Origin of the sequence: Streptomyces sp. NPDC001851 (genome assembly GCF_040297165.1) — a bacterium.
Lineage (GTDB): Bacteria > Actinomycetota > Actinomycetes > Streptomycetales > Streptomycetaceae > Streptomyces.
Genome location: NZ_JBEOYR010000017.1, coordinates 25,323 through 46,677, shown reverse-complemented (window position 1 = coordinate 46,677; position 21,355 = coordinate 25,323). Strand labels below are relative to the sequence as shown.

General features: G+C 71.1%; 17 protein-coding genes. 4 read left to right on the top strand and 13 right to left on the bottom strand.

The annotated features are described in order from the left end of the window. Window positions 1-6 precede the first annotated feature (6 nt). The 3 genes from ABT171_RS24775 (at window position 7) to ABT171_RS24765 (ending at window position 3,630) form a co-directional block, all read left to right on the top strand. Window positions 7-513 (top strand): PadR family transcriptional regulator, encoded by a 507-nt coding sequence (locus ABT171_RS24775; protein ID WP_351247301.1) that lies wholly within the window; start codon window positions 7-9, stop codon window positions 511-513. Beyond that, the gene (locus ABT171_RS24770) at window positions 510-1,286 is read left to right on the top strand and encodes an ABC transporter ATP-binding protein (RefSeq protein ID WP_351247299.1); all 777 of its coding nucleotides are present in this window, start codon (window positions 510-512) and stop codon (window positions 1,284-1,286) included. Before ABT171_RS24775 ends, ABT171_RS24770 begins: the two co-directional genes overlap by 4 nt. 61 nt (window positions 1,287-1,347) lie before the next feature. Beyond that, window positions 1,348-3,630, top strand: coding sequence for an ABC transporter permease (locus tag ABT171_RS24765; RefSeq protein ID WP_351247297.1), 2,283 nt, complete (start codon window positions 1,348-1,350; stop codon window positions 3,628-3,630). A gap of 23 nt (window positions 3,631-3,653) precedes the next feature. Here the strand turns inward: ABT171_RS24765 and ABT171_RS24760 are convergent, their stop codons facing one another. From ABT171_RS24760 to uvrC, 13 genes are all read right to left on the bottom strand, one after another. Further along, on the bottom strand, window positions 3,654-4,439 hold the full coding sequence (locus tag ABT171_RS24760; RefSeq protein ID WP_351247295.1) for a DsbA family protein: 786 nt from the start codon (window positions 4,437-4,439) through the stop codon (window positions 3,654-3,656). 90 nt (window positions 4,440-4,529) lie between these two features. Then, entirely contained in the window at window positions 4,530-6,182 is a 1,653-nt protein-coding gene (gene pgi / locus ABT171_RS24755) for a glucose-6-phosphate isomerase (protein ID WP_351247293.1), read from the bottom strand. Window positions 6,183-6,234: 52 nt separating this feature from the next. Continuing rightward, window positions 6,235-6,708 (bottom strand): hypothetical protein, encoded by a 474-nt coding sequence (locus tag ABT171_RS24750; RefSeq protein WP_503076388.1) that lies wholly within the window; start codon window positions 6,706-6,708, stop codon window positions 6,235-6,237. 252 nt (window positions 6,709-6,960) lie between these two features. Continuing rightward, on the bottom strand, window positions 6,961-7,296 hold the full coding sequence (locus tag ABT171_RS24745; RefSeq protein ID WP_003957010.1) for an RNA polymerase-binding protein RbpA: 336 nt from the start codon (window positions 7,294-7,296) through the stop codon (window positions 6,961-6,963). A 260-nt stretch (window positions 7,297-7,556) separates the two neighbouring features. After that, window positions 7,557-7,793 carry a preprotein translocase subunit SecG gene (gene secG, locus ABT171_RS24740; protein WP_351247291.1) on the bottom strand — a complete coding sequence of 79 codons (237 nt, stop codon included), beginning with the start codon at window positions 7,791-7,793 and terminating at the stop codon, window positions 7,557-7,559. A gap of 107 nt (window positions 7,794-7,900) precedes the next feature. Beyond that, window positions 7,901-8,677: a triose-phosphate isomerase gene (gene tpiA, locus ABT171_RS24735; protein WP_351247289.1), complete on the bottom strand. Its 777-nt coding sequence runs from the start codon at window positions 8,675-8,677 to the stop codon at window positions 7,901-7,903. Between the two features lie 3 nt (window positions 8,678-8,680). Further along, window positions 8,681-9,892, bottom strand: a complete 1,212-nt coding sequence (locus tag ABT171_RS24730; RefSeq protein WP_351247287.1) for a phosphoglycerate kinase — start codon at window positions 9,890-9,892, stop codon at window positions 8,681-8,683. Between the two features lie 131 nt (window positions 9,893-10,023). Next, window positions 10,024-11,031 carry a type I glyceraldehyde-3-phosphate dehydrogenase gene (gene gap, locus ABT171_RS24725; protein ID WP_351247285.1) on the bottom strand — a complete coding sequence of 336 codons (1,008 nt, stop codon included), beginning with the start codon at window positions 11,029-11,031 and terminating at the stop codon, window positions 10,024-10,026. Window positions 11,032-11,374: 343 nt separating this feature from the next. Beyond that, window positions 11,375-14,338: a M14 family metallopeptidase gene (locus ABT171_RS24720; protein WP_351247283.1), complete on the bottom strand. Its 2,964-nt coding sequence runs from the start codon at window positions 14,336-14,338 to the stop codon at window positions 11,375-11,377. A 151-nt stretch (window positions 14,339-14,489) separates the two neighbouring features. Then, entirely contained in the window at window positions 14,490-15,479 is a 990-nt protein-coding gene (gene whiA, locus ABT171_RS24715) for a DNA-binding protein WhiA (RefSeq protein WP_351247281.1), read from the bottom strand. After that, window positions 15,470-16,564, bottom strand: coding sequence for a gluconeogenesis factor YvcK family protein (locus ABT171_RS24710; RefSeq protein WP_351247279.1), 1,095 nt, complete (start codon window positions 16,562-16,564; stop codon window positions 15,470-15,472). Before ABT171_RS24710 ends, whiA begins: the two co-directional genes overlap by 10 nt. Beyond that, window positions 16,561-17,580, bottom strand: coding sequence for an RNase adapter RapZ (rapZ, locus tag ABT171_RS24705; protein WP_351247278.1), 1,020 nt, complete (start codon window positions 17,578-17,580; stop codon window positions 16,561-16,563). The genes ABT171_RS24710 and rapZ overlap by 4 nt, the downstream gene beginning before the upstream one ends. Continuing rightward, window positions 17,577-19,664, bottom strand: a complete 2,088-nt coding sequence (gene uvrC / locus ABT171_RS24700; protein ID WP_351247276.1) for an excinuclease ABC subunit UvrC — start codon at window positions 19,662-19,664, stop codon at window positions 17,577-17,579. Before uvrC ends, rapZ begins: the two co-directional genes overlap by 4 nt. Window positions 19,665-20,050: 386 nt before the next feature. Between uvrC and ABT171_RS24695 the strand changes: the two genes are divergently transcribed. Beyond that, entirely contained in the window at window positions 20,051-20,998 is a 948-nt protein-coding gene (locus ABT171_RS24695; RefSeq protein WP_351247274.1) for a hypothetical protein, read from the top strand. Window positions 20,999-21,355 lie beyond the last annotated feature (357 nt).

Genomic DNA, 21,355 nt, shown 5'->3' with positions numbered 1-21,355 from the left:
GCACGAGTGCGCCTGCCCCTCCTGGCACTCCTCGCCCGTGGTCCGGCCCATGGCTACGAACTGAAGCAGGACCTTGAGCAACTGCTGGGCTCCGCGTACCCTCAGCCGAACGTCGGCCAGATCTACGTCACCCTCGGCCGCCTCGAGAAGTCGGGACTGATCGAGGGCGAGGACGTCGAGCAGTCCAGCCGGCCCAACAAGAAGGTCTACCACCTCACCGACGCCGGGCGGGAAGCGCTGCACGCCTGGTTCGAGGAGACCGAGGACGAGCCGCGGGTGCGGGACGAGTTCTTCATGAAGCTCGCCCTCGCCCCGCAGACCGGTCTCGCCGACCAGATCGCCCTCATCAACAAGCAGCGGCGCCAGTACCTCACCACCATGCGCAACCTGTCGAAACTGGCCGCGGCCGAGAGCCGGGACAACCGAATCGCCCACCTGCTCATCGAGGGCGCGATGCTGCATCTGCAGGCCGACCTCGACTGGCTGGAGCGGTGCCAGGAGGAACTGGAATGAGCGAGCACGCCGCCGCGCCGCCGCGCGCCGAGGGCACCCCGGTGCTGCGCGCCGAGGGGCTGGTGAAGACCCACCACGGCGAGGGCGCGCCCGCGCATGCCGTGCGCGGGGTCGATCTCTCCGTGGCGCGCGGCGAGTTCGTGGCGATCACCGGTCCGTCCGGTGCCGGCAAGTCCACGCTCCTCCACCTGCTCGGCGGGCTGCAACGGCCGGACGCGGGCAGCATCTGGCTCGACGGACGGCGCACGGACTCGTTCGGCGAGGCCCGCTGGGCGGTCGAGCGCCGCAAGGCCATCGGGATCGTGTTCCAGTTCTTCAACCTGGTGTCGAACCTGTCCGTCGCCGACAACGTCGAGCTGCCCGCCCTGCTCGCCGGCGTCCCGCCGAAGAAGGCACGCGCCGAGCGCGAGGAACTGCTGGCCGAGCTGGGGCTCGCGGGCAAGGAGCGCAGCATGCCGGGCGAGCTGTCCGGCGGCGAACAGCAGCGGGTCGCGCTCGCCCGGGCCCTGGTCAACCACCCGCCGCTGCTGCTGGCCGACGAGCCCGCCGGAAGCCTGGACAGCAAGGGCACACGCGAGGTGATGCGGCTTTTGTCCCGCTTCCACGGGCGCGGGCAGAGCATCGTCCTGGTCACGCACGACGCCCGGCTGGCGAGCGCCGCCGACCGCGTCATCAGCTTCTTCGACGGCCGCATAGCCGACGACGCGCGCCTGGACGGCGCACCGCCGTCCCGGAAGTCGGGGATCTCGGGCGTGCTGGAGCTGAGGGACTGATGGTGCGTCGCGGGTCAGGGGGCACGGGCGTGGCGCGTCGCGGGGCAAGGGGCTGAGGTACGTGCGGGCGACGCTGCGCTGGGCGCACTCCGATCTGCGGACGCATCGTGGCGAGGCGCTGTTCCTCGTGCTGGCCACCGCCGGCATCGTCGCCTCGCTGCTGCTGGCCACCGCCCTGTTCGGCTACGCCACCAACCCGTGGCAGCGGATCTTCGCACAGGCCCGCGGGGCACACGTGTGGATCCACACGGCCCCGTCCGCGGACACCCGCAGGCTCGCCCGCCTGGACGGCGTCGAGTCCGTCGCCGGTCCCTACCGCACCGAGTCCGCCACCGTCGCCGTACGCGGCAGCCGTGCCTCCGTGGAACTGCGCGACGTCTCCCGGCCGCCCTCCGTCGGCCGGCCGCTGGTCACCGCCGGGCACTGGCTGGATCCGGCCGAACCGGACGGCGTGGTGCTGGACAGCAGCCTGGCCCGGGCTCTGCTGGCCGAGCCGGGCGACACCCTCACCCTGCCCGGTACCGCCCGCACCCTGACCGTCGAGGGCATCGCGGACACCGCCGAGCCGCACTACAGCCCGGGTGAGCAGCCGGGGCTGGTCTGGGCGCTGCCGTCCGCCGTGCGCGCCCCCGGCGGCCAGGTGATCGGGCTGCGCCTCACCGACCCGGGTGACACGGACTACGCGGTGCAGCGTGCCGTCACGGTGCTGGGCGCGGGCGCGGTCGACGAGGTCTCCACGTGGCAGCAGGCGCGCGCCGCGGCCCAGGGTGACAACCGGCTGCTCGGCCAGGTGCTCGGCCTGTTCGGCCTGGGCGCCCTGGTCGCCGCGGGGTTCGCCGTGCACGGCGCGATCGCCACCCGCATCCGGGGGCATCTGCGGGATCTGTCGGTGCTGAAGGCGATCGGCTTCACGCCCGGCCAGGTCGTCCGGGTCTTCCTGCTCCAGCACCTGGCGTACGCGCTGCTCGGCGCGGTGGCCGCCGCGGCGCTCACCGAGGCCCTGGGCAGCCGGATCCCCGGCCGGCTCGGCGACGCCGTGGGCGTGTGGCAGGGGCTGCCGGGGCACACCGTGGCACTGGTCGCGGTACCCGTCGGCGCGGTGCTGTTCATCGGCCTGACCACGGGGCTCGCGGCCTGGCGGGCCGGGCGGGTGCCGCCGGTTCCGGTGCCGCGCCCCGCCGCGCCGGCCGGCGGCGGGCTGACCGGGCCGGCCCGGCGGGCGCTCGGACTGCGGCTGCCGGCCGCGCTGGTCCTCGGCTGCCACAAGGCGTACGCGGGGCGCGGCCGGTCGCTGGCCACCGTGGCCCGGCTGACGCTGCCGCTGCTGCTGATCGTCGTGGCGCTCAGCGCCTGGACCACGATCGACCGCTTCCACAGCAGCCCGGAGCGCGTGGGCATGCCGACGTCCCTCACGGTCCGCTCCGACGGCGCCCTGGACGCGTCCGCGGTACGGGCCCTGCTCACCGCCGATCACCGGGTCACCGGCGCCTATCCCGGAGTCGAGGTCGCCGCGCTGGTCCCCGGCCAGACCGGCACCATCGCGCTGCGCGGCGTCGGCACCCGCGCCGCGCCCTACCCCTACGCCCTCGCCGAGGGCCGGACCGCGCGGGGACCGGACGAGGCGGTGGCCGGCCAGGGCCTGCTGGACCTGCTGCACGCGCGGGTCGGTGACTGGGTGCGCATGACGGTGGGCGACCGGCCGCAGATCCTGCACATCGTGGGCCGCAGCATCGAACCGCAGAACGCCGGCCGGGTCGTCACCACCTCCCTGGACACCCTCCGCGCGAACGACCCCGGCCTGTCACCGGCCTTCTACGAGCTGCGGCTGCGCCCCGGCGCCGACCCGCAACGGGTGGCCACCGCGCTGTCCGCGGCCGGCCGGGGCCACCTGGACGTGCATCCCGTGGACAACCCCGCCGACGGGCTGTCCCCGCTGCGCGCCGTCGTCGCCGGGCTGATCGCCGTGCTGGCCCTGATCGGGCTGGTCGAGCTGCTCACCGCCATCGGCGGCAGCGTCCGCGAGAGCGAGCGGGATGTGCTGGCGCTGAAGGCGATCGGCATGTCCCCGCGGCAGATCACGGCGATCACCGTCACGGCGACGAGCTGTACGGCCCTGGCCGCGGCGCTCGCCGCTACGGCGCTGGGGCTGCCGCTGGCCCGCCGGCTGATCGACGCCCAGGGCAGCTCCAGCGGTATCGGTGCCGGTATCGCCCAGTCCCCCTCGCCCGCGCTGCTGCTCGCCCTGGGCGCGGCAGCCGTACTCGGGGCGGCGGCGCTCGCCGCGCTCCCCGCGGCCCGCGCGGCCCGCAGACGGCTCGCGGAGACGCTGAGCGCGGTGGCCTGAGGTCAGGGCGCGGGCGCAGCGGGTCAGGGGTTCGGCTTCCGCCACTCCTCCGGGTGGGCCCGGATCTTCGCGAGCAGACCGGAGAAGACGTCACCGTCGAACAGTACGCCGTTGTACTCGGCAGGGACGCGTGCGCCGTTGATGTCGACGGTGGGGGTGCCGGGGCCCTTGGGGCTCTGCGCTCCGCCGGCCTTCTCGTACGCCTGCTCGGACCGGGTCACGAACGAGCGGTACTTCATGGTCTTCACGGCGGAGTCGAAGTCCGGCCCGCGCAGTCCGGGGACCCGCCCGGCCAGCTTCAGCAGATACGCGTCGGTGAAGCCGTCGACGCTCTCGGCGGGCTGGTGGGCGTAGAGCACGTCGTGGTATTCGGCGAACCTGCCCTTGTCCAGCGCGGCCCGCAGGGCGTTGACCGCCTTCTCGGACCCCGAGCCGGTGAGCCGGGCGTCCAGGAAGGAGGCCAGGGTGTACTGGGTCTTCGTCTCCCGCCGGACGGTCGCGCCGCGCAGCCGCGGGGCGCCGCCGGTGGTCTCGAACTCCTTGCACACCGGGCACCGGAGGTCCTCGTACAGGTGCACGGTCACCGGGGCGGCCGGGTCCCCGACCGTGATGGTCGTCCCGTCCTTCTCCAGCCGCTCCGGCACCTCCGACAGCCCGGAGTAGCCCGGCCGGGCCGGGCTCGTGGCCTTTCCCCCGGCCGCGGGCCCGTCGTTCCTGGACTCCGCCGGCTGGTGTCCGCCGCCGCAACCGACCGCCGACAGCCCGATGACGGCCGCCGCGACCGCCGCGGCGAACCCTCTGTGCACCATGCGCCTTCCTCCCCTGAAGATCATCCGAACCTTAAGGGATAGGCAAAGAAAACGCACAAAAACGGTCGCCGCGACGGCTCGGCCGGTGGATCAGCTCCGGCCGCGCAGCTCCCGGTACGTCGCGACCAGCGCCTTGGTCGAGGCGTCGAGGCCCGGGACCTCGGCGCCCTCGGTGAGGGCCGGCTCGACCCGCTTGGCGAGGACCTTGCCCAGCTCCACGCCCCACTGGTCGAAGGAGTCGATGTTCCACACCGCGCCCTGCACGAACACCTTGTGCTCGTACAGCGCGACCAGCTGGCCGAGGACGGACGGGGTGAGTTCCTTCGCCAGGATGGTCGTCGTCGGCCGGTTGCCCGGGAAGGTCTTGTGCGGGACCAGCTCCTCCGGGACGCCCTCGGCGCGGACCTCCTCGGCCGTCTTGCCGAAGGCGAGCGCCTGGGTCTGGGCGAAGAAGTTGGCCATCAACAGGTCGTGCTGGGCCTTCAGTTCACCGCTCAGCTCGGCCACCGGCTCGGCGAAGCCGATGAAGTCCGCCGGGATCAGCTTGGTGCCCTGGTGGATCAACTGGTAGTAGGCGTGCTGCCCGTTGGTGCCCGGCGTGCCCCACACGACCGGCCCGGTCTGCCACTCCACCGGCCGGCCGTCCCGCGCCACGTACTTGCCGTTGGACTCCATGTCCAGCTGCTGGAGATAGGCGGTGAACTTCGACAGGTAGTGGCTGTAGGGCAGGACGGCGTGCGACTGGGCGTCGTGGAAGTTGCCGTACCAGATGCCCAACAGGCCGAGCAGCAGAGGGGCGTTGGCCTCGGCGGGGGCGGTGCGGAAGTGCTCGTCCATCAGCCGGAAGCCGTCCAGCATCTCCCGGAAGCGGTCGGGCCCGATCGCGATCATCAGGGAGAGGCCGATCGCCGAGTCGTACGAGTAGCGCCCGCCGACCCAGTCCCAGAACTCGAACATGTTGTCCGGGTCGATGCCGAACTCGGCGACCTTCTCGGCGTTCGTGGACAGGGCGACGAAGTGCTTGGCCACCGCGCTGTCGTCACCGAGCGCGGCCAGCAGCCAGGTACGGGCGGAGGTGGCGTTGGTGATCGTCTCGATGGTGGTGAAGGTCTTGGAGGCGATGATGAACAGCGTCTCGGCCGGGTCCAGGTCCCGGGTGGCCTCGTGCAGGTCGGCACCGTCCACGTTGGAGACGAAGCGGACCGTCAGCTCGCGGTCGGTGAAGCTGCGCAGCACCTCGTGGGCCATCGCGGGGCCCAGGTCGGAGCCGCCGATACCGACGTTGATCACGTTCTTGATGCGCTTGCCGGTGTGACCGGTCCAGCTGCCGGAGCGGACGCGGTCGGCGAAGTCGCTCATCTTGTCCAGCACGGCGTGCACGGCCGGCACCACGTTCTGCCCGTCGACCTCGATCACCGCGTCGCGCGGGGCGCGCAGCGCGGTGTGCAGCACCGCGCGGTTCTCGGTGACGTTGATCTTCTCACCGCGGAACATGGCGTCCCGGAGGCCGAACACGTCCGTGGCGGCGGCCAGCTCGCGCAGCAGCCGCAGCGTCTCATCGGTGACCAGGTGCTTCGAGTAGTCGAGGTACAGATCGCCGACCCGGAGCGTGTATCCGGCGCCGCGCCCGGGATCGGCGGCGAACAGCTCCCTCAGATGGGTGCCGGCCAGCTCCTCCCGGTGCTTGGCGAGAGCGGTCCATTCGGGCGTCTGGTTGAGCCTGGTCCGGCCGTCTGCGTTCATTTCCGACTTCCGCCTTCTTTCGTACCTGTCCCAGCTGTTCCAACCTAATTGATCACCGTGCGGCGCGAGCCGTCGTGACGCCGTCGTGCGGCGCAACAACAGGTACGTCCGGCTTGCGGGCCGGTATCAGCGCGGTGACGGACAGGACGAAGAAGGCGGCCGTGAGCAGGGCCGGGGTGTTCCGCCCCCAGGCCATGTCCACGGCGCCGCCGAGCAGGGCACGCTGCTGCATCAGGGTCGTCGTGTTGACGTCCCACGGCATGCCCGTGCAGCCGAGGACGGCGAGCGCGGCCGTGGTCCACCGGTTCAGCGCGCCGCCGGCCAGACCGCCCACGGTGTACGCGGTGGCCGCCACCGCGTACCCGGTCGTGCCCGCGTCCGGCCGGCCGGTCACGAGGACCACCAGGGTGGCGATCAGCGCGCCCATGCCGAGGGTGCACAGGGCCGTGGCGGCGTCGGCCGCGAAGGCGTTGTCGAACAGCGTCTGGAGCGTGGCCAGGGTGAAGGCCAGGGCGATGGGCAGCACGATCGAGGCGTGGCAGGGCGACGGCCACCGCGAACGAACCCATGAGCAGAGCGCGTACGGCGCCCGCGGTCGCCCGCATCCTCCGCGCCACGCGGGCGCGTGCCTCTCCCCCGTCTCGACCGGCGTCACAACTCCCCCTCGTGGTTCTCGTCTTCACGAAAAACCGTAGAGGGTGCCACTGACAACGGGCCGGCAGAGCGGGCCAGGACGGCTCCGGCCAGGCACCTCAGGGCGCCCGGCCGGTGTGAAGTGTCAGATCTCGCCGCGCAGTTTGGCGAGCGCCTCGGCGAGGATAGCCTCGCCGTCCGCGTCGCTGCGCCGCTCCCGTACGTACGCGAGATGCGTCTTGTACGGCTCGGTGCGCGGCGGGTCCGGCGGGTTGTCCCGGTCCTGGCCGGCCGGGAAGCCGCAGCGGGGGCAGTCCCAGGTGTCGGGGACCTGCGCGTCGCTGGCGAAGCTCGGCTGCGTCTCGTGCCCGTTGGAGCACCAGAAGGAGATGCGCAGACGCGGCGCGGACTCGCCGCGCTCGGCCTCGCCCATCGGCCCCGCCCCGACCCGGCTACCTCGGATCGCGTTGCCACTTGCCACGGTCGTAACTCCCTGCGTGATGGTGCCGCGAAGCGAGTCGGCGTTTCGCTTCGCCGCGAGCGCCTCAGTCTACGTAAGGCCCAACGCGCGTCCAGTGATTGGAGTTACAAGGTCCCCGCTCATAGACGCAAGCCCCATGATAGGCCGCGCTCAGGAGCACGTACCGAACATGGGGCCTTACGTACCGAATATGCGTGATGTGGGCACTGCGCGGGTGTCAGCCGTCCCGTCCTCAGCTGCCCGTCCTCAGCTGTTCGTCCTCAGCTGTTCGTCTTCATCACGATGCCGAGGACGATGATGCACGCGAACCAGAGCAGACCGATCACGATGGTGATCCGGTCGAGGTTGCGCTCGGCGACCGAGGAGCCGCCGACGGACGACGCCATGCCACCACCGAACATGTCGGAGAGGCCGCCGCCCTTCCCCTTGTGCATCAGCACCAGCAGCATCAGCAGCAGGCTGAAGACGATCAGGGCGATCGAGAACCCCAAAACCACGGCTGGACCAACTTCCTCGGATTCGGATGGAGACGGGGGCACAGCCTCTCGGCCGTGCCCCCGCAAGGGTACGACGTATCGCCGCTACCGCCTACTCACAGCTCGTGTCACTGATCGCGGAAGCGCACGATCTTGACGAACTCGTCGGCGTCCAGCGAGGCACCGCCCACCAGCGCGCCGTCGATGTCGGCCTGGGCCATGATCTCGGCGACGTTGCCCGCCTTCACGGAGCCGCCGTACTGGATGCGGACCTTGTCGGCCACGTCCTGCGAGTACAGCTCGGCGATCTTGGCGCGGATGGCGGCGCAGACCTCCTGGGCGTCCTCGGCGCCGCAGACCTTGCCGGTGCCGATGGCCCAGACGGGCTCGTAGGCGATCACGACGGTCTCGGCCTGCTCGGCCGGGAGGTCCTTCAGACCGCCCTCGACCTGGGCGAGGGTGTGGGTGACGTGGTTGCCCGCCTCGCGGACGTCCAGCTCCTCGCCGACGCACAGGATGGGGGTGATGCCGTGCTTGTAGGCGGCCTTGACCTTGGCGTTGACCAGCTCGTCGGTCTCGTTGTGGTACTGGCGGCGCTCGGAGTGGCCGATGACCGCGTAGGTGCACTTCAGCTTGGCCAGCATCGGGCCGGAGATCTCGCCGGTGTAGGCACCGGAGTCGTGCTGCGAGATGTCCTGGGCGCCGTACTTGATCTTGAGCTTGTCGCCGTCGACCAGGGTCTGCACGGAGCGCAGGTCGGTGAAGGGCGGCAGGACGGCGACCTCGACGGCCTCGTAGTCCTTGTCGGCCAGGGCGAAGGCGAGCTTCTGGACGTGTGCGATGGCCTCCAGGTGGTTGAGGTTCATCTTCCAGTTGCCCGCCATGATCGGCGTGCGGTTGCTCAAGGGTCAGTCCTCCAGTGCGGCGAGGCCGGGGAGCGTCTTGCCCTCAAGGTATTCGAGGGAGGCGCCGCCGCCGGTCGAGATGTGGCCGAATGCGTTCTCGTCGAAGCCGAGCGTACGCACGGCCGCGGCGGAGTCACCGCCGCCTACGACGCTGAAGCCGTTCGAGTCGACGAGGGCCCGGGCGACCGCCTTGGTGCCCTCGGCGTAGTCGGGGTGCTCGAAGACGCCCATGGGACCGTTCCAGAACACGGTCTCGGCGTCGGCGAGCTTCGAGGCGTACAGCTCTCGGGTCTTCGGGCCGATGTCCAGGCCCTCCTGGTCGGCGGGGATCTTGTCCGCGTCGACCACGGTGTGCTCGGTCGGGGCCTTGGTCTTCAGGTCCGGGAAGGTCCGGGAGACCACGACGTCGACGGGGAGCAGCAGCTCCACGCCCTGCTTCTCGGCGCGCTGCATGTACTCGGTGACGGCCGGGAGCTGGTCCTCCTGCAGGAGGGAGATGCCTACCTCGTAGCCCTTGGCCTTGAGGAAGGTGTAGGCCATGCCGCCGCCGATGAGCAGCCGGTCGGCCTTGCCGAGCAGCTGGTCGATGACGGCGAGCTTGTCGGAGACCTTCGCGCCGCCGAGCGCGACGACGTAGGGGCGCTTGACGTCCTCGGTGAGCTTCTTGAGGACGCCGACCTCGGTGGCGATGAGGTGGCCGGCGTAGTGCGGCAGCTTCTTCGCGAGGTCGTAGACCGAGGCGTGCTTGCGGTGCACGGCGCCGAAGCCGTCGCCGACGTAGACGTCGGCGAGGGCGGCCAGCTGGTCGGCGAACGCGCCGCGCTCGGCGTCGTCCTTGCTGGTCTCGCCGGGGTTGAAGCGCAGGTTCTCCAGGACGGCGACGTGGCCGTCGGCGAGACCCGCGACCGTGTCCTGGGCGGACCGGCCGACGGTGTCGGTCGCGAAGGCCACGGCGGAGCCGAGGAGTTCACCCAGGCGGGAGGCGGCCGGAGCGAGGGAGAAGGCGGGGTCCGGGGCGCCCTTGGGGCGGCCCAGGTGCGAGGCGACGACCACCTTGGCGCCCGCGTCCGCGAGCGCCTTGACGGTGGGCAGGACGGCACGGATACGGCCGTCGTCGGTGATGGTGCCGCCGGCCAGCGGCACGTTGAGGTCGGCGCGGACGAAGACCCGCTTGCCGCTCACGCCGGCGGCGAGAAGTTCGTCGATCGTCTTCATTGAGTGGACTCCTGAGGAGGGCTCGTGGTGCACCTGATCGTAAGAGGACGCGGTCCGTACGCGGGACAGGGCCCGGGCAGCGCGGCGATGCGCTGCCCGGGCCCTGGTCTCACTGCGGGGTCCTGCTGCGATCAGAGCTGGTTGCCGACGAAGACCGTGAGGTCGACGAGGCGGTTGGAGTAGCCCCACTCGTTGTCGTACCAGCCGATGACCTTCACGTTCTTGCCCTCCTGGACCATGGTCAGGGAGGAGTCGAAGGTGCAGGACGCCGGGGCGTTGACGATGTCGGAGGAGACGATCGGGTCCTCGGTGTAGTCGAGGAGGCCCTTCAGCTCGCCCTCGGCGGCCTTCTGGAAGGCGGCGTTGACCTCTTCCTTGGTGACCTCGCGGCCGAGCTCGACGACCAGGTCGGTGACCGAGCCGGTGGGGACCGGGACGCGCATGGCGATGCCGTCCAGCTTGCCCTTGAGCTGCGGCAGGACCAGGGCGGTGGCCTTGGCGGCACCAGTGGTGGTCGGGATGATGTTCTCGGCGGCGGCACGGGCGCGGCGCAGGTCCTTGTGCGGGAAGTCCAGGATGCGCTGGTCGTTCGTGTACGCGTGCACCGTCGTCATCAGGCCCTTGACGATGCCGAAGTTCTCGTCGAGGACCTTCGCCATCGGCGCCACACAGTTGGTGGTGCAGGAGGCGTTGGAGATGACGTGGTGGTTCGCCGGGTCGTACTTGTCCTGGTTGACGCCCATCACGATGGTGATGTCCTCGTCCTTGGCCGGAGCCGAGATGAGGACCTTCTTGGCGCCGCCGGCGATGTGCTTGGCGGCGTCCGCCTTGCTGGTGAAGATGCCGGTCGACTCGATGACGATGTCGACACCCAGCTCGCCCCAGGGGATGTCGGCCGGGTTGCGCTCGGAGAGCACCTTGATGGTGTGGCCGTCGACGGTGATGGTGTCGGCGGTGTGGGAGACCTCCTGCTTGAGGCGGCCCAGGATCGTGTCGTACTTGAGCAGGTGGGCGGTGGTAGCGGTGTCACCCAGGTCGTTGACAGCCACAACCTCGATGTCCGCACCCTGCTCCAGCAGCGCGCGGAAGTAGTTACGGCCGATGCGGCCGAAGCCGTTGATGCCTACGCGGATCGTCACGAACCGATCTCCTCGTTGGTACGCCGGCCATGCGGTGCCGGCGAGCTCTGTTTGGGATGTCCCCGACCACCACCGACCCTACCTCCCGGAGAGCCCCGGAGTGACATCGAGATGGCGCATACACGGGCAGGCGTTTCTTACCCGCCAGTAGGGGTACGGACCGTCCCGGAACGGCAGTGGATTCACCCGTATTTAGCATGGAATGCCGGGCGGTTTTTGCGCTGTCTTCACTCGTTCGTGAGCGGGTCGGCTCACTTGATCAGGACCCCTTCCACGCACCGTTGAGAGGGCTCCCGCTCACCTGTTGGAACAAGGCGAGCGGGATCTGTCAACGTGGCGGCCCTCACCCACCGAGCGCCGCGAACGCCTTCCTCACCAGGGCTGCCCGATCGGCCGCCGACGACACCTGCTCCAGGCCGAACCCGAGCAGCACGGTGTCGCCCGTGGTGACCGCTCCGTACGTCTGGAAGAGCGCTCCGGTGCGCGCCCAGTCCTTCCGGACGGCCGGGCTGCCCGGGGGCGGTCCGGGCACGTGCCAGGCGCCCAGGGACGACTCGAATCCCTCGGTCTCCTTCGCTGTGCCGCCGACGACCAGCGAGGCGTCGTCGGCGAGGACTCCGTGTCCGCCGGTGCCCGAGTCGGTGAGGTAGCTGATCGAGACCTCGACGGACTTCCCCGCGTAGGCGCTCAGGTCGAAGGTGAGCCGCTGCCAGCCACCGGAGCTGCCGGTGAGGCTGTTCCAGGAGCCGGTGGTGCCCCTCGCGGTGCAGGCCTTGTCCGCGAGTGTCAGATAGTGCTTCAGCCACGGGTGCTCGGCGACCAGGAAGCCCTGCCCGCAGTCCGCCGGCACGGCCGCCTTCGTGGCGCCGCCGGCCTCCGGCAGGGTCGTCCAGTCGTCCGCGCCCACGGTGTGCGCCTCGATCACCGCGTGGTCGTAGCCCGGCTCGGTGTCCCACAGCATCCGGGTGGTCAGGGCCGGCTTGGCGGCGGCGCTGACGCCGGTGAGGTCGATGGTGCGGGTGAGGCGCTTGTAGGCGTCGTCGGTGTGCACGGCGGCGGCCATGTACGACCCGGAGTACGGCCCGTAGGGATTGACGGCCCCGGCGAACCGGCCCGCCCCCGCGCTCTTGAACTGCGGGTGCGTGGCCACGGGCAGCTCGTCGGAGGTGACGCCGTACACGCCGGCCTGGTCCAGCGGGTTGCCGGACGCGTCACCGAGGGCGCCGGTGTAGCCGTCCAGGGCGCCGGAGCCGGTGAAGCCGGTGGCTCCCTTGGCCGACGTACGGCTGTAGGCGCCCAGGTAGTACTGGCTGAAGTCGTCCGAGACGCTGCCGTCGCCGAGCCTGACGCCGCCGCCGGCCAGCTCACCGGCCTCGATCAGCCTGCCGCCCTCGTTGAGGTAGGCGCGCAGCTGCAGCTGGGTGGCGTTCTGGGGACCCTTCGCGCCGGAGTAGTGCACGACCGTCCTGAAGTGCTTCAGCACGCCGAGCGCGTCCGGAGCCCCTCGCCGGGCCACGTCCCACACGATCGCCCGGTGCCCGGCCGCCTTGAGCGCGTCGACGTACTTCTGCGCCTGCGTGGCCGTCGTGCCCTCCTCGGCGACGACGAGCGTGTCGGCTCCGGGCCGCTCGGCGACCGTGTAGGTGAACGGGGAGCTGGAGACCTTCTTGCTGCTCCTGCCGCTCTTCGTCACGCCGGTGAACCACACCTCGACCTTGTCGCCCGGCTCGCCGCCGTGCACCGTGGCCCGGTACTCGTCGAAGTACAGGTCGTCCGCGCCTCCGTAGGTGGTGCCGCCCTTCCAGTGCCGCAGCGTCCGCTCGTGCACGCGGCCGCCGTTGACCCGGTACCTCAGTTCCTTGTCGCGGATCGCCTTGCGGGCGACCACGGAGACCTCCTGGTCCGCGCCCCGGGAGTACGACGTGGAGAACGCGCCCGGGGTGAAGTCGGCCGCGCTCAGCCCGACCGAGGAGGCCGGCCTGTCCGGGTGTACGGCGGTCTCGGCGACGGAGAGCGCGAACGGGATGTTCTTGGCGAACTCCTGCTGGATCAGCTTCTCGTCGTCGGGGAAGCTGAAATCCGACGGGCAGTCCTCGGGCTTCCAGGCGTCGTTCGGGTCGACGTTCGACGCGGTCTGGCAGGTCGACATCTCGGGGGTGAACATCGCGACCCCGTTGACGTTCGACGCGTGCCCGTCCGCCTCGCCGTTGGTGGTGTAGAGCTCCGAGGAGAGCTGCGAGTGGTAGCCGGGGATGGCGGGCTTGTCCGGGGTGCCGGCCAGCGCCTTGTAGAGGACGTCGTCGGGGCTCGGCGTGGCGACCTGCCAGCCGACGCCGTACAGGAGCAGTTCGGCGGCGGAGTGGTAGTTGACGGCGTATCGGAACCCGATGCGCTTCTCGAAGCCGTCCAGCGCCCTGGTCTCGGGCTCCGACTCGGGGCTCGCGCCACGGTAGGTCTCGCTGGTGGGGCTGGGCGACGAACCCTCGTCGTCATAGCCCCACTTGTAGGGGAAGTTGCGGTTGAGGTCGACGCCGTCGCCCGCGCCGATGACACCGTCGCCGTTGACGTCCCGCAGGTTCTTGCGCCACAGGCGGGTTCCGGCGTTCTTGAACGTGTAGTCGTAGCCGTCGGGGTTGGCCGAGATGACGAACCACAGCTCGGTCGAGTCGACGATCTTCCGAATGCGTCTGTCCGTCCGGTAGTTGTCCAGGTAGTAGTGCATCAGACGCCGGGTCATCTCGGTCGTGATCCACTCACGCGCGTGCTGGTTGGACAGATACAGCACGGACGGCCTGGAGCCGTCCTTCGTCTTCCCGGCGTTCCTGGTCAGTTTGAGGGCGAGGATGTCCTGTCCGTTGATCGTCTTCCCGAGGGACTCGACCTTGGTCAGGCCGGGGTTGGCCCGAGCGGTCCGGAGGATCTCCTCCTTCAGGCCGCCGCTGCCGCTGTACGGGCGGAACACGCCCTGCGACGCGGTCGTGATGCGCGCCTGCGCCCGCGCCGACAGGGTGTGCTCGGTGAGGTCGACACCCTCTTTGCGCAGCCTCGCCGCCTGCTTGCCGGTGAGGTAGACCTCGACCTCGGTCTTCCCGGGTCCGGCGACCTGCTCGCCGAGTTCCTGCCCGTCCTGCCCGGCCTTCAGGAGAAGAGGGATCTGCTGCGGTGTGACGTCGGCGCGGTAGACCCTGACCTCGTCCGGGCCGGACGTCGCCGGGTTGCCGCTCTGGGCCTGGGCGTGGGGTGCGAGGCTCGCTCCGCCGATGAGAAGCGCGCCGACAGCGAGGATCGATTTCGCTCTGTGTCTCATGAACCCCCCTAGCGGTGGTCCGCCACAGCGGCGAACAGGTTGCCAGGCTCATGTCACCTCATGATCGAGTCAAGAGCGCCTCACGGACACGCAACGCCGGTGCCGACCACCCGAACGGGCGTACGGCACCGGCGTCTTCGGACGGCGGCGGTCAGCCGGCCAGGTTGTCCGCCAGCTCCTCCGTGAGGTTCGCCTCCGTGCCCGGGATGCCCAGGTCGGCGGCGCGCTTGTCGGCCATCGCCAGCAGGCGCCGGATACGGCCCGCGACCGCGTCCTTGGTCAGCGGCGGGTCGGCGAGCGCGCCGAGCTCCTCCAGGGAGGCCTGCTTGTGCTCCATGCGCAGCCGGCCCGCCGCCGCGAGGTGTTCGGGGACCTCCTCGCCGAGGATCTCCAGCGCCCGCTGGACGCGGGCACCGGCCGCCACGGCGGCCCGGGCCGAACGGCGCAGGTTGGCGTCGTCGAAGTTGGCGAGCCGGTTGGCGGTGGCCCGCACCTCGCGGCGCATCCGGCGCTCCTCCCAGGCCAGCACGGACTCGTGCGCGCCGAGCCGGGTCAGCAGCGCCCCGATCGCGTCACCGTCCCGGACGACGACCCGGTCCACCGTCCGCACCTCGCGCGCCTTGGCGGCGATGGACAGCCGACGGGCGGCACCGACCAGCGCGAGCGCGGCCTCCGGGCCCGGGCAGGTCACCTCCAGCGAGGAGGAACGGCCGGGCTCGGTCAGCGAACCGTGCGCCAGGAAGGCCCCGCGCCAGGCCGCCTCCGCGTCACACGTGGCCCCGGAGACCACCTGCGGGGGCAGGCCGCGGATCGGGCGGCCCCGGCCGTCCACGAGGCCGGTCTGCCGGGCCAGCTGGTCACCGCCTGCGACGACCCGCACGACGTACCGCGAGCCCCGCCGCAGACCGCCGGGCGCCATCACGATCAGCTCGGAACTGTGGCCGAAGATCTCCAGGATGTCCCGCTTGAGACGGCGGGCCGCCATCGCGGTGTCCAGCTCCGCCTCGATCACGATGCGCCCGCTCACCAGGTGGAGGCCGCCGGCGAACCGCAGAATGGCGGAAACCTCCGCCTTCCTGCAGCAGGTCCGGGTGACGGGGAGCCGGGAGATCTCATCCTTCACCGCTGCCGTCATCGCCATGGGCCGATCCTTCCATGCATCCGAAAAATACGGTCGTACGCGGCGGCCAACAGCTCCGGATCATGCCGGGGTGATCCATCGGTCCGGGCCACCGGTGCCAGCTCGATCGCGGCTCCCAGCCGTTTGGCGGCCTCGGTGAGCGAGTCGCGGTCGGGCACGGCAGCCTCGTCGGCCAGCACCACGTCCAGGGCGAGTTTAGGGGCGTGTCGCCCCAAAACCTCCAAATGACGCTGCGGGGAGAAGCCCTCGGTTTCTCCGGGCTGCGGGGCGAGGTTCAGGGACAGCACCTTGCGCGCCTTGGTCTCCGTGAGGGCGTCCAGCAGCTCAGGGACGAGCAGATGCGGGATCACCGAGGAGAACCAGGAGCCGGGGCCGAGCACCACCCAGTCCGCGTCCAGGACCGCCGCCACGGCCTCCGGCACGGCCGGCGGGTCGTGCGGCACCAGGTGCACCGACTGGACCTCGCCCGGCGTCAGCGCGACCGTCGCCTGCCCGCGCACGGTGTCCACGTCGTCCGGGCGCTCGGGATCGTGCCCCTTGACCAGGGCCTGCAGCTCCAGCGGTACGGCGGACATGGGCAGCACGCGCCCGTGCGCGCCGAGCAGCTTGCCGACCAGGTCCAGGGCCTGCACATGGTCGCCGAGCTGCTCCCACAGGGCGACGATGAGCAGATTGCCGACCGCGTGGTCGTGCAGGTCTCCTTGGGAGGTGAAACGGTGCTGGATGACCCGGGCCCAGGTCTGGCCCCAGTCGTCGTCACCGCAGAGCGCGGCCAGCGCCTTGCGCAGGTCGCCGGGCGGCAGCACGCCCAGCTCGTCGCGCAGCCGGCCGCTGGAACCTCCGTCGTCGGCCACCGTGACGACGGCCGTGAGATCGCCGGTGATCCGGCGCAGCGCGGCGAGCGAGGCGGACAGGCCCATGCCGCCGCCGAGCGCGACCACCTTGGGCTGTGCGCCCCGGCGGCGGGGCCGGCCACCGCGGGCCTCAGCGGGGCGGGCCGGCCGGGACTCGGCGGCCGCACGGCTCGCGCGTCCCTCGGGCACCATCCTGCGCAGCCGGCTGAGCCGCCGTGTACGTTCCGTCATTCCCGTCCCATGTCCCGGTGTACGACCACCGTCTCCACACCCTCGGCCGCGAGGCGCGCGGCGAGCTTCTCCGACATCGCGACCGAGCGGTGCTTGCCGCCGGTACAGCCGATCGCGATGGTCACATACCGCTTGCCCTCGCGCCGGTAGCCGGCCGCGATGAGCCGCAGCAGTTCGGCGTACCGGTCGAGGAACTCCTTCGCGCCGGGCTGGTTGAAGACATACGCGGCGACCTCCTCGTTGAGCCCGGTGTACGGGCGCAGCTCCGGGACCCAGTGCGGGTTGGGCAGGAACCGCATGTCCGCGACCAGGTCGGCGTCGACCGGGAGGCCGTACTTGAAGCCGAAGGACATCACGGTGGCCCGCAGCTCGGGCTCCTCCTCGCCGGCGAACTGGGCGTCCATCTTGGCGCGCAGCTCGTGCACGTTCAGGCTGGAGGTGTCGATCACCAGGTCGGCGTCGCCGCGCAGCTCGCGCAGCAGCTCCCGCTCGGCGGCGATGCCGTCGACGATGCGGCCGTCACCCTGCAGGGGGTGCGGGCGGCGTACCGACTCGAAGCGGCGCACCAGGGCGTCGTCGGAGGACTCCAGGAAGACGATGCGCCGGGTGACACCCCGGGTGTCCAGGTCGGCGAGGGATTCGCGCAGGTTGTCGAAGAAGCGCCGGCCCCGCACGTCCACGACGACCGCGATCCGCGCCACGTTGCCCTGCGAGCGGGCGCCCAGCTCGACCATGGTCGGGATGAGCGCGGGCGGGAGGTTGTCCACGACGAACCAGCCGAGGTCCTCCAGGCACTTGGCCGCCGTCGACCGTCCCGCTCCGGACATGCCGGAAATGATCACCAGTTCCGGGATGGCCGCTTCTGGGGCCTGGGCGGGCGTACCGTCCGTGCTCACCTGTGCTCCGTTGTCCTGCGCCACGGGCTGTTCACCGGCCGCGGCCTGTGGCTGGTCCTGCCCCGCTCCCTTGCGGGCCGGATCTCGCTCCGCTGCGGGCTGTGCGTCGTGCTCGGTCATGTCTCCTGCCCCCGTCGTTCGTCCGGGAGACCCGCGGTTACGGGCTCCCCCGAGGAACCCGCCGTCGTATCGGGTTCCTCATCATCAATGATCTCTCCGGTCGCCGTGTTCACGGCGGGTGCGGCCGGGGCCGCCTGGGCGAGGGCCGCGGCGATCGTCTCGGCCGTCTTCCGGCCTATCCCGGGCACCTCCTGGATCTGTTCGATTGTGGCGGACCGCAGCTTCTTCACCGAGCCGAAATGCTTGATGAGCGCCTGTTTGCGGGTCTCGCCGAGGCCGGGAACCTCGTCCAGGGGGCCGGCCCGGAATCGCTTGGCGCGCTTGGTGCGCTGGTAGGTGATCGCGAACCGGTGCGCCTCGTCCCGGACGCGCTGGAGCAGATACAGGCCCTCGCTGGTGCGGGGCAGGACCACCGGGTCGTCCTCGCCGGGCACCCAGACCTCCTCCAGCCGCTTGGCGAGGCCGCAGACGGCGATGTCGTCGATGCCCAGCTCGTCCAGGGCGCGCCGGGCCGCGGCGACCTGCGGCTGACCACCGTCGACGACGACCAGCTGCGGCGGGTAGGCGAACTTCCTGGGACGGCCGTCGTCGTCCTTCAGCGAGCTGGTGAGCGGCTCGCCGTCGGGAAGGGCGCTCTCCCCGTTCGTGGCGGTCTCCTCGCCGTCGGACCACTCCCCCGTCTTCTCCTTCTCGGCGAGGTAACGCCGGAAGCGGCGGGTGATCACCTCGTGCATGGAGCGGACGTCGTCCTGGCCCGCGAAGCCCTTGATCTGGAAACGGCGGTACTCGCCCTTGCGCTGCAGGCCGTCCTCGAAGACGACCATGGAGGCGACCACGTCGTCCCCCTGCAGATGCGAGATGTCGTAGCACTCGATGCGCAGCGGCGCGCTGTCCAGGTCGAGGGCCTCGGCGATCTCCTCCAGGGCGCGCGAGCGCGTGGTCAGGTCGGAGGCGCGCTTGGTCTTGTGCAGTGCGAGGGCCTGCTGGGCGTTGCGCTGCACGGTCTCCATCAGCGCCTTCTTGTCGCCGCGCTGCGGGATGCGCAGGGAGACGTTCGCCCCGCGGCGGGCGGCCAGCCAGTCCTGGACCGGCTCGACCGGCTCGGGCAGCGCCGGGACCAGGACCTCCTTGGGGACCGCGTCCCCGGTCTCCTCGCCGTAGAGCTGCTGCAGGGCGTGCTCGACCAGGGCTCCGGTGGTGATCTCCTCGACCTTGTCGGTCACCCAGCCGCGCTGGCCCCGCACCCGGCCGCCGCGCACATGGAAGATCTGCACGGCCGCCTCCAGCTCGTCCTCGGCGACGGCGATCAGGTCGGCGTCCGTCGCGTCGGCGAGCACGACGGCGTTCTTCTCCATGGCCTTCTTCAGGGCCCCGATGTCGTCACGCAACCGGGCGGCCCGCTCGTACTCCATCTCCTCGGCCGCCTCCGTCATCTGCTTCTCCAGACGGCGGAGGTAGGTGCCGGTGCGGCCGGCCATGAAGTCGCAGAACTCCTCGGCCAGGTCCTTGTGGTCCTCGGGGCCGATCCGGCCGACACAGGGGGCGGAGCACTTGCCGATGTAGCCGAGCAGGCAGGGACGGCCCGTACGGGCGGCGTTCTTGAACACGCCGGCCGAGCAGGTGCGCACCGGGAACACGCGCAGCAGCAGGTCGACGGTGTCCCGGATGGCCCACGCATGTCCGTACGGCCCGAAGTACCGGACGCCCTTCTTCTTGTGACCGCGCATCACCTGCACGCGCGGGAACTCCTCGTTCATCGTCACCGCGAGGTACGGGTAGCTCTTGTCGTCGCGGTACTTGACGTTGAACCGGGGGTCGTACTCCTTGATCCAGGAGTACTCCAGCTGGAGGGCCTCGACCTCCGTGGACACCACGGTCCACTCCACGGACGCGGCGGTGGTCACCATCGTCCGGGTGCGCGGGTGCAGGTTCGCCAGGTCCTGGAAGTAGTTCGCCAGGCGCTGGCGCAGGCTTTTCGCCTTTCCGACGTAGATCACCCGGCGGTGCTCGTCACGGAACCTGTACACCCCCGGAGAGTCCGGGATCTCACCCGGCCTGGGGCGGTAGCTGGAGGGGTCGGCCATGTCTCACACCCTACTGGCGAGCACCGACACCGCGTCGGGCCTGTGGACAACGCCCGCCCCATGCCGCTCAGCCGTCCACAGGCCGGCCGGTGTCCTCCGACGGCAGGCCCGTACCGATCAGTGCAGGACGATCCGGACACCGGCCCATGGCCGGCGGCTGTGCTCCGGTTCGCGCGGCCCGGCCGGCCGCGGCCGTGGCGGGTTCCAGGTGTTGTCGGGGTCTGGTCAACACGCTTCAATGCGGGGGAACTCGGGGCCGTGCACGCACGCGTACCGGCACGGCGTGCGCAGTCACAGGCGTCCACCAGCGCCCACGGGGGTGGCCCCGAACACCGCTCAGACGGTCTGACCAGCCGTTGTGACACCTCACAGAAAGGCGCCCCGGCATGCGGCATGCCACGGAGCACGCGCACCTCCCCACCGCGGAACTGGACACGGCCCTGCGGGGCGGCCCCTTCCATGTGGCGCTGCGCGCCGCGATCGCCGCACGCGGGCTGCCGCTCCAGCGCGTCCAGCACCATCTGTCCCGCCACGGGGTGAAGGTCGGTGTCACCAGCTTGAGTTACTGGCAGCAGGGCGCCCGCCGCCCCCAGCGCCCGGAGTCGTTGCGTGCGGTACGGGCGCTGGAGGAAATCCTCCATCTACCGGAGGAGTCGCTGATCCGGCTGCTCACGGAGGCCGACGAGCGCGCTGTCGCCGGTCACCCGGCCGTGCGCTCCTACCGGTCCCTGATCGAGGCCTCGGACGTGCTGGACCGGCTCGGGGCCGAGCTGGGCTGGGCCCTCGACGGCGGCCTGCACACCCTGGGCCACCACGAATGCGTCCGCATCGGCGCCCGGCGCGAGCTGGCGGGCCGCGAGGCCCACCACATCGTGCGTGCCCACCGCGACGGGGTCGACCGCTTCCTCGCCGTGCACCACGGCGACCCCGGCTGCCGTCCGCACGACATCAGGGTGCGGGCGCTGGAGAACTGTCGCACGGGACGCGTCCGCTGGGACCAGGACACCGGCGTGCTGGTGGCGGAATTGCTCTTCGGCACCCGGCTGCGCTCCGGGGACACCTTCCTCTTCCGGTACGCCATCGAGGACGGCACGGCCGGGGCCTCCCGCGAGTACCTCCACCGCTTCGGCTTCCCCGGCGGCCAGTACGCCCTCCAGGTGCGGTTCGACGCGGCCGCGCTGCCGGTGCGCTGCCATCGCTTCACCCAGCACTCGACGGCGGCGCCGCGCAGCGGCCGGCACGACCTGCCGGTCACCGCCCCCCACCGCTGCGTCCACCTGGTGCAGCCACGGATACGTCCGGGGATCGTCGGCATTGCGTGGGAGTGGGAGTGAAGCCGTCTCGACGCGGTGCGGTGCGGGTCGGTTTACCCGGGCACGGGCAGCGGTCACCTTGGCCCGAGGCACGACGGGAATGACGCACGCTTCGACAGCAGGGGCAGCGGGCTGGCGGCAGCTGAGCGGCACAGCGACGTGAACGCAGGGCGGCACGGGCGGCGGCCCAGGGCGCAGAACACCGGGAGGCGGAGAGTACCCGGGCACGGGCAGCGGTCACCTTGGCCCGAGGCGCGACGGGAATGACGTGCGCTTCAGCAGCAGGGGCAGCGGGCTGGCGGCAGCTGAGCGGCACAGCGACGTGAACGCAGGGCGGCACGGGCGGCGGCCCAGGGCGCAGAACACCGGGAGGCGGAC